The sequence below is a fragment of the Phytohabitans flavus genome (assembly GCF_011764545.1).
Lineage (GTDB): Bacteria > Actinomycetota > Actinomycetes > Mycobacteriales > Micromonosporaceae > Phytohabitans > Phytohabitans flavus.
In genome coordinates, this window is the sequence record NZ_AP022870.1 from 1,666,052 (window position 1) to 1,680,375 (window position 14,324).

Annotated in this window: 6 protein-coding genes and 3 pseudogenes; 5 read left to right on the forward strand and 4 right to left on the reverse strand. The window is 66.8% G+C overall.

Annotated elements, in window-relative coordinates; genetic code table 11:
* Positions 1-191: 191 nt before the first annotated feature.
* Positions 192-2,429: a BTAD domain-containing putative transcriptional regulator gene (locus Pflav_RS07045; RefSeq protein ID WP_173034652.1), complete on the forward strand. Its 2,238-nt coding sequence runs from the start codon at positions 192-194 to the stop codon at positions 2,427-2,429.
* Here the strand turns inward: Pflav_RS07045 and Pflav_RS07050 are convergent, their stop codons facing one another.
* The 3 genes from Pflav_RS07050 to Pflav_RS07060 all read right to left on the reverse strand — a co-directional run bounded on the left by Pflav_RS07050 (position 2,430) and on the right by Pflav_RS07060 (position 5,471).
* Positions 2,430-2,681 carry a hypothetical protein gene (locus tag Pflav_RS07050; protein ID WP_173034654.1) on the reverse strand — a complete coding sequence of 84 codons (252 nt, stop codon included), beginning with the start codon at positions 2,679-2,681 and terminating at the stop codon, positions 2,430-2,432. It abuts the gene before it with no gap.
* A gap of 110 nt (positions 2,682-2,791) precedes the next feature.
* Entirely contained in the window at positions 2,792-4,597 is a 1,806-nt protein-coding gene (locus Pflav_RS07055; RefSeq protein ID WP_173034656.1) for a S8 family peptidase, read from the reverse strand.
* A gap of 85 nt (positions 4,598-4,682) precedes the next feature.
* Positions 4,683-5,471: a hypothetical protein gene (locus Pflav_RS07060; protein WP_173034658.1), complete on the reverse strand. Its 789-nt coding sequence runs from the start codon at positions 5,469-5,471 to the stop codon at positions 4,683-4,685.
* A 493-nt stretch (positions 5,472-5,964) separates the two neighbouring features.
* Between Pflav_RS07060 and ectB the strand changes: the two genes are divergently transcribed.
* The 4 genes and pseudogenes from ectB to Pflav_RS45015 form a co-directional block, all read left to right on the forward strand.
* A complete protein-coding gene (ectB, locus tag Pflav_RS07065; RefSeq protein WP_173034660.1) occupies positions 5,965-7,296 on the forward strand; it encodes a diaminobutyrate--2-oxoglutarate transaminase in 1,332 nt (443 codons plus the stop codon).
* Between the two features lie 80 nt (positions 7,297-7,376).
* A pseudogene (locus Pflav_RS45005) lies at positions 7,377-8,720 on the forward strand (amino acid adenylation domain-containing protein); the annotation flags it as partial.
* Between the two features lie 322 nt (positions 8,721-9,042).
* A pseudogene (locus tag Pflav_RS45010) lies at positions 9,043-11,322 on the forward strand (Pls/PosA family non-ribosomal peptide synthetase); the annotation flags it as partial.
* 255 nt (positions 11,323-11,577) lie between these two features.
* Positions 11,578-12,171: pseudogene (locus tag Pflav_RS45015) on the forward strand (SseB family protein); the annotation flags it as partial.
* 982 nt (positions 12,172-13,153) lie between these two features.
* On the opposite strand, the gene Pflav_RS07080 reads toward Pflav_RS45015, so the two are convergent.
* Complete coding sequence (locus tag Pflav_RS07080; RefSeq protein ID WP_173034662.1) at positions 13,154-14,170, reverse strand: TerC/Alx family metal homeostasis membrane protein; 1,017 nt, start codon at positions 14,168-14,170, stop codon at positions 13,154-13,156.
* Positions 14,171-14,324: the final 154 nt, after the last annotated feature.

Genomic DNA, 14,324 nt, shown 5'->3' on the forward strand with positions numbered 1-14,324 from the left:
ACAACACTCCATGCAGGTACGGAAACGATACCCCTGGTTAGGATCCGGATTCGGAATGTCTGCGACGATCCCTGATCGGGGCACGGCCGCCTCGACCACGGTCGGCTCCACGCCTCCCTTCGGTCTTCTCCGGAAACGCCCACTCGGCGATCGCCGCACCACTCGTCATCGCGAGACTGGAGGGTGACGGCGTGCTCGCCGCCAAGGTCGCCGCTCCCCTTCCTGAAGGGCATTGGCCTCGCCAGACCGACGTTGGAACTATGCATTCGGGCCACACAATTAGGACGTACGAGGGATACCTCATCGAGTCCCGGCTGGCTGCCGATCTCGAAAGCCGCGGGCAGCGAGTCATCTGGCTCCGGCCCGAGGAGCATGAACTGAAACAAGCGTCCCTGGCGAGAATGCTCGCGTCCGTCGACCACCACCCGCCCATTTCCGGGCTGTCAGGCAAGAGCACGGTGGTCGTTCAGTTGGCCGTCGGCGCAAAGCCCGGGCCAACAAGCGGACTGGCTGCCGGCTGCGAGATCGTGCTGGCATCGATCCTGGACGGAACCGGACCCGACGAGGGGGCATTTGCCCGCCTGCCGGCGGACCGTTCCGCCGCCGGCGCGGCTGCCGAACAGCTGGGTTCGTCGCTCCCGGCAAAGGCGCTGGATCGGCTCGTGGCCGTCGCCAGTGGGCGAGCGGCCCTGATCGACTCCGTGCTGCGGGTTTCGCGTGGTCCATCTGCGCGCTCTGCGATGCTGGCCATCGAGCGTGCCCATGACGTTCAAAGTCTGATCGCTGCGACGACCGCCGGCCTGCTGGAAAACGCCGACCCCGTCCGGCTGGACGCGCTGGCACTCGCCGCGCGGCTGGGCTACGCGCACGACCGCCTGAGTGCTCTTCGAGCGGCCGTGGACGCGGCGGAGCGAGAGCCATGGTGGCAGCCACTGGCAGGCGGCTGGCAGCGGCTTCATTACCTGTGGGGCAAGGCACTCCTTTTCCTGCCGGCGGCGATGACGGCGTCCCGTCGGGACCGACTGATTCGCCTCGTTGGCGAGCTCGAGGCGGAGGGTGCGCACGCGGAAGCCATTGAGTTGTGTGCGCGGACGGGCGCCTGGGACACGGCGGCGGAGGTGCTGATTGACTGTCTTGACATCGTGCTGGGCGAGCGTACCGACGCGGTGCGGCGCTGGCTCGATCGATTTCCGCCGACGATTCTCGCCCGCCACCCGGCACTCTCGCGGCTGCGTACCGAGTTGGCGCTTGAGCCGCCGCGTGGCTCGCAGCTGCCGCAGGAGGCGTGGGTCGCGTTGCACGAATCGTGCGTCGCACTCACCGAGATGCGTCTCGACACGGCGCGGACCCACGCGCGCCGCGCCGGCCAACTCGGCCGCCAGACCGGTGAGGCAGCGGTCCACGGATACGCCAAGCAGCTCGTCCGGCTGACCCACGAGGTCGGGCGTATCAAGGCGCCGCACAAGGGGATGGACCAGTTCCTCCGCGCGGTGGAGTTCGCGGCGAGGCTCGATTCGGCCGCGTACCGGAACATGCCGACCGGCTCGATTCAGGTTCCAGCGCGCGCGTCCAATGGCGACAGCAGGGAGGGGCCGCCCGCGCCTCGTCGCGCTGAACCGGCCCGGCCCGTAAGACATCCCGCCGTTGCTGACGTCCGGCCCAGCGACGCAAGTGATCTCGTCGCGTACCTGTTTGGCGACTTCCGCCTCATCCTCGACGACCAAAAGGTCACCAGCTGGTCCGGCGTACTCGGGAAGTCACTGCTCAAGTACCTGATGATTCAGCGGCCGAAGCCTGTGACCCGCGGCAAGCTCCTCGCCGCCTTCTGGCCGGGTGTCCCACTCGCGTCCGCCAAGAATCGACTGCACGTCGCCTTGCACGGCCTGCGCACCGACCTGCGCCAGGTCAGCTCGAAACCCGTTGTCGTCCACAATCGGGACGCGTACACCATCAACCCGGAGCTGACCGTGTGGCTCGACGTGGAGGAGTTCACCAGACTGATGGCGGCGGGCACCATGCTGGCCCGAACCGGGGGACGCGATGACGCGATCCGCGCACTGCAAGCAGCCTGTTCGCTGTACCAAGGCGACCTCATCGAGGACACCCCGTTCGCGGAGTGGTTCGTCCCGGAACGGGACCGACTCGCCACCACCTACCTCGACCTGCTCGCGCAGCTGGCCCGCCTGCATTTCGACGATGGTAGGTACCCGGCCTGTGTGGATACCTGTCGCCGCCTACTTGCCCGGGACCCGTGCTGGGAACAGGCGCACCGTCTTGTCATGCGGTCTTACCTACGGCTCGACAAGCCACATCGGGCGTTGGCACAGTTCGAACTCTGTAAACGACAGTTGCAGGCCAATCTCGGGATGACACCCGATCCGAAGACGATTTCGTTATACGAGTCGATACGCGCCCACCGAGTCGTGTGATCAGCCGTGGTGGGCGACCACTGCCGCTGGGACGCATGGCGGGGGTCGCTCGCTGACGCCCGACAGAACCGGGACGGCATAGTATCGACCATCGTTGTGGTCGGCCGTGACCAGCCCGTCCGGGCCACTGACGACGATCTCGCACAGGTAGTCACCCGGGCCGAGCGTGGTGAGGTCGGCGCGGTGGCTTGTCGTCGCGGCGCCACCGGCCAACGTCGCCAAGGTCTTGCCGACGGCCAGGCGGGTACGCACAGTGTGGCAGTGAACGCTCGAGTCGGCGGGGATGTCGGTGCCGAAGACGAGGGCACTGCCGTCGACGTAAACGCCCCGTACCGCGGGGAAGCGCGCCGCTCGCGCGGCCGCTATCGCGGCTGCGAGGTCGAGCCGGCCCGCGCCCCAGTCGTCGTCGGGGCGTCGGGGCCCGCGCCACCCCGTCGTGCCGCCACCTGGAGCAGCTGCTTGACCTGCTCGCCGGTGAGATCGGGCCGCACGGACAGCACCAGCGCGGCCGCGCCAGCGACGTGGGAAGCGGCCATGCTGGTACCCGACAACGCCGTGTGCCGGGGATCAGGGCCGAAGGGCATGGCGCTGTTGCTACAGCGGGCGGAGACGATCACTTCCCCGGGTGCGGACAGGTCCGGCTTGCGGGCGCCCAACCGGGTGGGGCCGCTGCTGCTGAAGGGCGACAGCCGGCCCAGGCCGGACGCGTCGGTCAGGATGCGTGGCCGGGTCACGTGCGACCCGACAGTGATGACCCGCCGTGCCGTGCCGGGAATGGTGATCGTTCGGGAAGGGTCGCAGGAACCGTCTGCGAAGCGACTGTGTTCCCGCCCGCCGTCGTCCTCCGGTGCGCGCTCGATCCAGGCGTCATAGCGGCCATCGCAGACCTGATCAGCACCGAGGCGGATTTGCCACGTACCGGTCTCGATCTCCTCCGCCATCCCGGCGGTGACGATTAGGGTGACCGAGGTGTCTCCGGTGCCTGCGGAGTCCGGCACACTGTCGATCGTCACGTCGTTGCCGGCGATGGTGGTGAACGTGTGCCGCTGTCCCGGGGCCACAGCCCTTGAGACCAAACCGCTCGGCGCCTGCACCGCGACCGTGATGTGATCATCGCCGCCGAACCAGATCTCCGCGATCTCGTCCTGTCGGTTGCCGCGCGGCACCAGCAGATCGAGGGTCACGCTCTGCCTGGCGCCGATGCGCCCGCCGGCGTGGACCGACCAGTCCCGCTCGTTCCCCGCGGACTTCACGATAACCACTCCAGGTCTGCTGGCCAGCTCGTCAAGCTTCTGCTCAATCAGCGTCTCGCCCGCATGCCCACCACCGTTCGTGCCCTGGCTGATGTTGACGACCACCGGTCGCGGCGCCGCCTGGTTGACGGCGTACTCGACCGCATCGGCCAGCCGAGCCGAAGTGCCGAGCGTCACGCCCGGTGTGCCCTCGAGGGCGACCACGATCAGATCCGCCTCCGGCGCGATCCCCGAGTACATTCCCATGGCGCTACGCTCGTTGCCCGCGGCGATCCCAGCCACATGCGTGCCGTGTCCCACCTCGTCGTCGCTATGCGGCACAACCGCGAAGGGATCGGCTGCGCCCAACGCGCGATCGAGATCCGCCTTTGTGTAGTCGATCCCGTAGGGAACCCACGCGTCGCCCCAAACGCGCGCGCCCTGATCCCACAGGTACAGGATTCGCGACGAGCCGTCGTCGTGGCGAAAGTTCGGATGTGTGTAGTCGATGCCGGAGTCGACGACAGCAACGACGACACCGCTGCCACGGACAGGGGTTGGGTTGTCATGCAGAGCGCCGGCGCGCACGTCATCGCGCGAGACGTTGAGTTCGGGGAACAGCGGTCGGGAAGCCTCCACCCGATCGACGGACTCATGTCTGGCGAGCGTCTCCAGCTGGTCTACCGCCACCCGGCCGGTATACACCCCGATTTTGTTCACGGTGTCGGATGTGACCATATCGGTGGGGCCGAGTTTCCTCGCCCAACTCAGGTCGGCGCTTCGGATCAGAACGTCGACGACTCCCCAGCCCTTGCCGGGCCGCCATGCCACGCGGCTAGCCAGAGCCGGCACGGCGGCTGCGGCGCCGCCCGACGGCACCGGCCGGCCCGCGACCGATCCAAGCAGATGCCGAAGTCGTGGATCGAGCGTGCCCATCTGACGCTTCCTCCTTCAAATCTGGCGGCCGCTCCTGGCCGAGTGAGGCGACAGTTCGGCCATTCATATGAAGGACAGGCCCATGTCAGCTGTAGACCAGCACCCGTACCGGTGTTTCCTCGAGGAAGCCTGGGAGGATGCCCGGCTGACCGAGGAACGGCGGCTGCAGGTCCGGCTGGAACCAGCGAGTGGCGAAGCCGGCGAACGGCGGCAGCCCGGGGCCGGGGCCGAGCATGTCGACCGTCACATGGATCTCCAGCATCCGCGGCTCTGCCCGCGAGGGTGCGGGGATCGGCACGACGGGGAGCACCTCCATGTTGATGAAGCCACCGCCGAACATGTTCGTGATTGGACCCAGGACGGGACCGCTGGTAACCGAGTTGAGATCGAGGGTCCGGCCCCGGACCACGTACTGGAACGGGGACATGATCTGTGCGGCGGACGGCCCGCCCAACAGCGAAACCGGGTTGCGCCACAGCACCGCCAGGAGCAGAGCAGGCTCGCCGGCTCTGATGATGCGGTGGGCGATGAACGGACCGTTCGGTGCGATCGGCTCGAACGGTCCCATGACCATCAGGTCGAACCACAGGTACGGCACCGGCAGCGGCGGGCTTGGCCCCGCCATCGCGGTGTAAGGAGTGCGGGTCGCCCGTTCCGTGAGCTGCGCGTACTTTGCCTCGTATTGACGGGTGTAGCTGGTGAGCTTCGTCGTGACGCGTTCGACGAGCGTCTGCACCCGTGGATCTTCTTGTAGATCCCTGCGTGCCCGCTCCTCTGTGGTTGTTCTGGAAGCCGGGCGCTCGTCGTGTTCCAACTGCGAGGCTGCGACCTGTTCGGTCACCTGCTCGCCTGCGGTGGCGTCGTTGTCCGTCATCTTCCCCTCCTCGCGCGATCGCCGCGGGTCCGATGCCTGTTCACCATGCTGGCAACGACCACTTAGTCGGCGGCATGACGGCGATTAGCGAACGCGCCGGGGTGTCTCTCCTGCGCATAGTTCGCGCTGTGGATCCCGCTTACCTCTGTCGGAGATCCGACTGGCTGCGCGACATCCCTTCACATGTCGTGCACCGAGGACGAATCACCCGGGTTCGGGCGCCGGCATCGCCGGTGCGGCTGCCCTGGACGTCAAATGATCTCCCATAACGATTCCGTGACAATTCCGTGACGATTACGTAAGGATTCCGTAAGTCGGATCCCGCAGGATTCCAGCTGAGGCAATCGATCCTCATGCGGCTCAACACCTAGGCAACACCGTCGCGATGGCGAGGCGACGGGATTCGACCACCAAGCCTCTACGTAGCGGAAGGAAATCCCCGGGGGGGGGCAGGAAGGAGGTCTGGGATGGTCCGCTGCCCGCAGGGGGCTCCATGACCAGGCGTGCCGTGCCCGGCCAGGTTGGCGAGCGCCCGAACGAACCTTCGATCTTCGAACGCCGCGAGTCGGTGGTGCGCAGCTACTGCCGCCGCCTCGACTGCGTCCTTGACACCGCCGAGGGCAGCCTGGTCCGGGACATCACCGGCCGGGAGTACCTCGACTTCGTTGCCGGTGCGGGGTCGCTGAACTACGGGCACAACGACCCGGATATGCGGGCCGCCTTGATCGCCCACCTCGAGCACGGTGGGATCTCACACAGCCTCGACATGTTCAGCTCGGCCAAAGGTGCTTTCCTCACGACCTTCGAGTCGCTGGTATTGCTGCCGCGCGGGATGGACTATCGGGTGCAGTTCACCGGTCCAACCGGCGCCAACGCGGTCGAGGCCGCGCTCAAACTCGCCCGCAAGGTAACCGGCCGTACCAATGTGATCGCCTTCACCAACGGCTTCCACGGAATGTCGCAGGGCGCGCTGGCAGTGACCGGGAACCGGTATCACCGTGGCGGCCCACAGAACCCCCTGTACGGGGTGACCCGGATGCCGTACGACGGGTACCTGGGCGACAGTGTCGACACGGCCGATCTCCTGGACCGTATGCTGCACGACCCCTCCAGCGGGCTCGACGCGCCGGCGGCGATCCTGCTGGAGACCGTGCAGGGCGAGGGTGGGCTCAACGTCGCCTCGCCGGCGTGGCTACGCCGGATCGCAGAGCTCGCGCGGACCAGTGGGGCCCTGCTGGTTGTCGATGATGTCCAGGCGGGCTGCGGTCGGACCGGCACCTTCTTCAGCTTCGAGCCTTTCGATATCGTTCCCGACCTCGTCGTGCTGGCGAAGTCGATCTCCGGTTACGGCCTCCCGATGGCGCTGCTGCTGATCCGGCCCGAGTACGACGTCTGGCTCCCGGGCGAGCACAACGGGACCTTCCGCGGCAACGTTCACGCGTTCGTTACGGCCAGGGTCGCCCTCGAGAAGTTCTGGTCGACCGTTGATTTTACCGCCGACGTCGCACGCCGGAGCCAGCTGCTCGCCCGTCGACTGGCCGAGGTGGGCGCCCTTGTGCCCGGCACGTCCGTCAAGGGGCGCGGAATGATGTGCGGCATCGACGTCGGGTCCGGCCGGCACGCGGATACGGTCGTCCGCGGCTGCTTCGCCGAGGGGCTGATGCTGGAGACCGCGGGTTCGTACGACCAGGTCGTCAAACTGCTCCCGCCGCTGACGACACCCGACAAGGTCCTGCACGAGGGTCTGGACATCCTGCTGTCGGTCATCCGAGCGGCGGCGTCGGGCCGCGAGTGGCGCAGCTCTTCCGGTCCGGTGATCGCGTGAGCGAACAACTCAGGCTGCGTTCGGAAGACACGCGCACGGCGCCCGCGACGAACCAGATCGCGGGACCCGCCGCCGCGCTGGTGCTGACCGCCGACGGTGTTGACAACGGTATCCGTTGGCGACCGGGCGAGCGGCTGCACCACCTGTTCGAGCGGCGCTGCGACGAGTTCAAAACCGAAGGCGATCCCGATCACCTGGCCGTCGACGACGGCGAGCTACGGATGACGTACGCGCAACTCGATGCCCTGGCCAACCAGCTCGCCCGTCACCTGTTGGCCCAAGGTGTTTCTCCTGGGGACCGGGTCGGTTTATTCGTCGACAAGTCCGCCTTCGCGTACCTGGTCATGCTCGCCGCCTCCAAGATCCATGCGGCGTACGTGCCGTTGGACGCCGCCTTCCCGGCGGATCGGATCTCCTTTATCGTCGCCGACGCCGGTGTCCGGACGATCCTCACGATCTCGGCGCTGGCCGGCCGCCTGGATGGCGTGGACGCCACGGTGATCCAAGTGGACACGGTGGTCCGAGTCGACGAGCGGGTGGATATCGATCTCCCCGACGCGCGCCGGATCGGCCCGGACGAGTTGGCACCGGCCGACGACGACCTGGCATACATCATCTACACGTCGGGCACCACTGGCCAGCCCAAGGGCGTCGCCATCAATCAGGTGAACATCTGCAACTTCGTCCAGGTCGCGGCCGAGACGTACGGCCTGCGGGCGGACGATCGCGTCTACCAGGGGATGACGATCGCCTTCGACTTCTCAGTCGAGGAGATCTGGGTACCACTGATCTGCGGCGCGACCCTGGTGCCGAGCACCTCGGCCGGACCACTCGTCGGCCGCGATCTCGCAGCCTTTCTCGCCCAGCACCGGGTCACGGCTCTCTGCTGCGTACCGACACTGCTTGCCACGATCGAGGAGGACGTGCCCGAGCTCCGGTTCATCCTCGTCTCCGGCGAGGCTTGTCCGCCGCACCTGGTCAGCCGCTGGCACCGACCAGGCCGGACACTGCTCAACGTGTACGGGCCCACCGAGACGTCGGTCACCGCCACCTACGCGCGGCTGGCTCCCGACGAGCCACTGACGATCGGCGTCCCCCTCCCGACGTACTCGGTAGTGATCCTCGACGAGAATCAGCGGGCACTGCCGCGGGGCGAGACCGGCGAGATCGGCATCGCAGGAATCTGCCTCTCCCCGGGATACGTCAACCGGGATGATCTCACAGCACGCACCTTCGTCCCCGATAACGTCGGGATCTTGAACAACCCGTCCAGGAGGATTTACCGGACCGGTGACCTCGGCCGGGTCAACCACGACGGGAATATCGAGTATCTGGGCCGGATCGACAGCCAGGTGAAGATCCGCGGATACCGGATCGAGCTGGCCGAGATCGAGTCGGTGCTGCTTCGGCTGCCGAGGGTCGCCCAGGCGGCTGTCACCTCATACGAGCCGGATCCCGGCCGTGTGGAACTCGCGGCGTTCTACACGCAGCATGCCGGTGCGCCCCGCTGGACCACGGACACGCGCTCATTGAGCTGCGGGCCAGGCTACCCAGCTACATGGTGCCGGCGTACCTCGAGGAGCTGCCGGATCTGCCCAGACTGCCCAGCGACAAGGTGGACCGCAAGAGGCTGCCCGCACCGTCCGGGCCACGGTTACAGCCGACGAGGTCGGCCGTCGTCGCCCCTGCGGGGCAACGGAAGCGGCGCTCGCGGACCTGCTCTCCGAGCTGCTGCGGGTGAAACAGGTGTCGGTCGAGGACGACTTCTTCGCCGATCTCGGGGCCGATTCTCTGATCATGGCGCGCTACTGCACGCGCGTGCGGGAACGGTTCAGCAGCGACGTGTCCATCAAGGACGTGTACCTCAACCCTTCCGTCCGCGCCCTCGCCGTGGTGGTCACCGGCGTGCTCGACGCGGACGCGCCGGCGGCACCAGTCGAACCACCGCCGCTGCCCCTGCGGGTGCCTAGCGGCCTGCAGTACTACGGCTGCGGGGCCGCCCAAGCGCTCTTCGGCCTGGCGTTCATGTTGCTTGTATCCATCGTCATGATCACCGGATACAGCTGGATCAGCACCGGTGCCGGTCTGTACGACCGCGCGCTTCGCTCGCTGACATTCGGCGTCCTCGTGTTTCTCGCGGCGACCCTGCTGCCGGTGGCCTTGAAGTGGCTGCTGATCGGTAAATGGCGGGCTCGAACCTTCCCCATCTGGGGGCTCACCTACCTCCGGTTCTGGATCGTCAAGCGAGTCGTTCGGACCAGCCCTCTGGTGCTTTTCCGCGGATCGCCGCTGTACTCCCTCTACCTGCGGGCCCTCGGGGCGAAGGTCGGGCCGTGTGTCGTAGTGCTGTCGCGATCCGTTCCGGTCTGCACCGACCTGATCACGCTCGGCGCCGGCACAGTGATCCGTAAGGACGTGCACTTCCTCGGCTACCGGGCCGAGGCTGGGTGGATCACCACCGGCCCGATCACCCTCGGCCAGAACGTCCAGATCGGCGATGGCAGCGTCCTCGAGATTGACACGGTGCTAAGCGACAACGCCCAACTCTGCCACGCCTCCTCATTGCAGGCTGGAAAGGTCGTACCAGTCGGAGCCACCTTCCACGGGTCACCGGCGATACCGTCCCGGACCGGCAATCCGCTGGCCGCCTGGATGGCCTGCTCGCGGTCACGTCGGGCGTACTACAGCATCGGCCAACTGCTCGGTCGGGTGGTGGTCGACACCCAGTCGATCGTGGTCTTGGTCGTGCTGGCCACGGCCATCAACATCAGTACTGTTCCGGGTTCGCTGCTGATGTACTTCGGCGCGATCCCGATCGGCCTGCTGCTCGCCGTGGTCGTACCCCGGCTGGCGAACCTGTTCCTCGTCGCGGACCGAGCCTATCCGTTGTACGGATGGCACTGGACGTGCTTCCAAATAGTCACCCGGTTCAGCAACGTCCGCCTCTTCAACCTCCTCTTCGGCGACAGTTCCTACATCCTCGGCTACCTCCGCTCGATCGGCTGGCGCTTCAATCGGGTACGGCAGACCGGTTCGAACTTCGGGGTTGAGCAGAAGCACGACAGCCCGTTCCTGTGTGACATTAGCGGCGGGGTTCTCGTCTCCGACGGGCTGTCCATGGTCAACGCCCGGTTCTCCAATTCATCGTTTACGCTGTCGCGGGTGTCGATCGGCTCAGAGAACTTCCTCGGCAACGACATCGTCTTCCCGGCCGGAGCGAGGGTCGGAGAGAACTGCCTGCTCGCGACCAAGGTGATGATTCCGATCGATGGACCGGTCCGGGAAGGTGTCGGGCTGCTGGGATCGCCGCCGTTCGAGATCCCGCGAAGCGTACGCCGAGACGCCCGCTTCGACGAGTTCAAGACCGGGAAGGAGTTCCGACGCCGGTTGTCGCAGAAGAACCGCTCGAACCTCGCCACCATCGGGCTCTTTCTGCTCTCCCGCTGGCTGCTTTTCTACCTCTCGGTCTTGATCGTGGTGCGCGTCGGAGGGCTGCTTGACCCGACCCGGTCGAACGCCTTCACGCTGGCCGCCGGTTCGGTGCTGGCGCTGGTGCAGGCCGTCGTCTACATGGTCCTGCTGAACTGGATCGTCCTCGGCTTCCGCCGACTCCGGCCGCTGTACTGCTCGATCTACGACCGCCGGTTCTGGCGGCACGAACGCTACTGGAAGCTCTGCGACGCCGAGTTCCTTGCACTTTTCAACGGAACCCCGTTCAAACCATTGATCCTGCGGCTGCTCGGGGTACGGATCGGCCGCCGGGTATACGACGACGGCTGCGGCATACCGGAGAGGACCCTGGTCGAAATCGGCGACTACTGCACGCTGAACGAGGGATCGACCCTGCAATCCCACTCGCTGGAGGATGGGACGTTCAAGTCGGACCGGATCCGCCTCGGCAACGGCTGCACCGTCGGCACCGGTGCGCTCGTACACTACGCCGTCGACTTGGCCGACGCGGCGGACGTGACGCCCGGCTCCTTCGTCATGAAGGGCAGTAGCGCACCCGCCGGCACGACCTGGCGGGGTAACCCGGCACGACCAGTACGCACCGCCCCTTACCGTGTCCGCCTCGGCCCGACCGGCCCGGACGCGGCGGCCAGCACTCAGGGCCGATCGGCGCTACCGCGCCGAGCCAGCGGTTCCGCATCTCCCCGGCCGGACCCTTTGGACATCTCAGCCCAGGCCACGCCCGTCGACCCGCCTGCTGCCTACTTCACGCCGGCCAACGACATCGAAGAGCACCTGCCGGCCGTGGCCGGTGGAGGTGGCAGTGATGCGCTGGCGATCTCGGTCGCTGAGGTCGGTTTTGGTGACGGGGTCGAGGGTGGGCCTACGGAGCGCGCACCGGTCGGGGAGAGGACCCCTTGGTCGAGGTATGCGTCGGTTGGCGAGGATCTGGGTCGTCCGACGATGATGCAAAAGACGATTGCGCCGGATCAGGTCGATGACTACTTGGAACGGGGCTATGACCGGGTCTCCGGGTTTGTGCATCGAGTAAGCGAGGTGGCCCACCTGAGGACGCCGGCCGAGTTGCATGCGGCGCTGGGCCTCGGGTATGCGGGCTCGTCGTTGCGGCGGGACGCCGAGACGGCGTACGTGCTGCGTTGGCTGGCCCACCGTTCCAGCCTTTACCGGATTCCCTACGGCGGGCAGAGCGATGTGGCCATGTGGGCGATGGAGGGCTGGGTGATCGAGCGGGCGCCGTTCCGGGGCAACGGTTTCGCGCCGGGCGACAGCAGTGACGTCGTCGCTGAGTTCAAGGTGGACAGTGCCCGGTTGCCGCACGGTTCCCAGCTATGGCGGATCAGTTCCGACGGCACCGAAGCGTTGGTCGGGGTCTTCGACAGCGACATCCCCATCTGGCGGAAAGTGGCCGCGGCCGGTGAAGGCTCCACCGTCCTGCGCGCCACGGTGCTGCTTCCGGTCTTGCCCGCGTCCCCCGCGCGCGGAATGCCTGGTGACGAGGGTCTTGCGTGGCGTACGGAGACACTCGACGCCGAGACGTACGTCGCCATCTTCACCTCGCGCCAGCGTCAGGAGAACCGTACGGCTCGGCCGAGGGAGACCATCGATGTCAAGTTGGCTCGGTTGATCCGCGATTGGCCTAACGAGAGCTTGTCGCTTGCCGTCCACTCGGGCACTGCGGCCGGTGGAGGTGGCAGTGATGCGCTGGCGACCTCGGTCGCTGAGGTCGGTTTTGGTGACGGGGTCGAGGGTGGGCCTACGGAGCGCGCACCGGTCGGGGAGGGGACCCCTTGGTCGAGGTATGCGCCGGTTGGTGAGGATCTGGGTCGTCCGACGATGATGCAAAAGACGATTGCGCCAGGTCAGGTCGATGACTACTTGGAACGGGGCTATGACCGGGTTTCCGGGTTTGTGCATCGAGTGAGCGAGGTGGCCCATCTGAGGACGCCGGCCGAGCTGTATGCGGCGCTGGGCCTCGGGTATGTGGGCTCGTCGTTGCGGCGGGACGCCGAGACGGCGTACGTGCTGCGTTGGCTGGCCCATCGTTCCAGCCTTTACCGGATCCCCTACGGCGGGCAGAGCGACGTGGCCATGTGGGCGATGGAGGGCTGGGTGATCGAGCGGGCGCCGTTCCGGGGCAACGGTTTCGCGCCGGGCGACAGCAGTGATGTCGTCGCTGAGTTCAAGGTGGACAGTGCTCGGTTGCCGCACGGTTCCCAGCTATGGCGGATCAGTTCCGACGGCACCGAAGCGTTGGTCGGGGTCTTCGACAGCGACATCCCCATCTGGCGGAAAGTGGCGGTGAGGGGCTAATGCGTGATGGTTACCGCCGCTTGTTGTGGTCTCGGAAACCACGTACCACCAGTGGGTATGGGAGGGGCCGAGTCTGCTACCGGTCCTCGTCCAGCTGGCGGCGGGGCTCGGCCGGAGGGCGCCTACGTAGGGTGCCGGCGTGCGCCCGCTCTTCAGGGTGGCGTCGCACCCGGTACAGGCTTGTCACGGTGCTGACCGCCAGGACGACGAGGATCACGACCAGTGACACGGGGGTGGCTACGGTCGGTACCGCGCTGGACACGTTCTCGTGCCCGAAAAAGAGGATCAGCTTGACGCCGATGAATGCGAGGATTACGGCTAGACCGAGGGAGAGGTAGACGAGCCGGCTGAGCAAGCCCTCAATGAGGAAGTACAGCGCGCGTAGGCCGAGCAGGGCGAACGCGTTGGCGGCGAAGACCAGGAACGGGTCCTGAGTGACGCCGAAGACAGCCGGGATCGAGTCGAGCGCGAAGATGAAGTCGGTGCCGCCGATGGCCAGGAAGACCACGAACAGAGGCGTCACCACCCGCCGGCCGTCTTCCCGGGCCAGCATCCGCCCGCCGTGCAGCTTCTCGGAGGTCGGCAACACCCGCCGTGTCGCCCGGACAAGCCGGTTGTTCTCGACGTCCGGATCCTCCCGGAAATGCCGAGCGAGCCGCACCGCGGTGAAGATCAGCAGCAGCCCAAAGAGTAGGAACGTCGGCGAGAAGAGACTGATCGCCGCGGCGCCAACTGCGATGAGCGCCGCCCGCATCACCAGCGCCGCGGTGATGCCGACCAGCAGCACCTTTTGTTGGTACTGCGGCGGCACCGCGAACTGCCGCATGATGATCAGGAAGACGAACAGGTTGTCGACCGACAGGCTCTTCTCCACCAGCCACCCGGTGAGATAGGCGGCGGCGCGATGGCCGTCGTCAGTCACCGCAAGCACGATCCCGAATCCGATCGCCAGAGCGATATAGGCGATCGACCAGGCGGTTGCCTCGCGCAGGCCGACCGCATGCGGCCGGCGAGCCGCGGCGGCGAAGTCCAGCGTGATGAGCGCCAGGACCACCGCGACGGTACCCGCCCAGGCCCACCACGGCGCCGACACAGGTCCCTCCCGTCATACTGAGCCGCCATTGCTGTCGGAATAGGCGCGCGGATCAGTCCGGATGGATCCCGATGGCGTTCGGCGGCGTCCAGGTACCACGGTTTCGTCTTGCAGGCATCTCCCTGGGGCTACCCGACCAGGACTGAGCTAAGCA

Excerpts from the sequence above, each read along its gene's own strand:
- Pflav_RS07055 (WP_173034656.1), bottom strand. The coding sequence starts at position 4,597 with ATGGGCACGCTCGATCCACGACTTCGGCATCTGCTTGGATCGGTCGCG.
- Pflav_RS07060 (WP_173034658.1), bottom strand. The coding sequence starts at position 5,471 with ATGACGGACAACGACGCCACCGCAGGCGAGCAGGTGACCGAACAGGTC.
- ectB (WP_173034660.1), top strand. The coding sequence starts at position 5,965 with ATGACCAGGCGTGCCGTGCCCGGCCAGGTTGGCGAGCGCCCGAACGAA.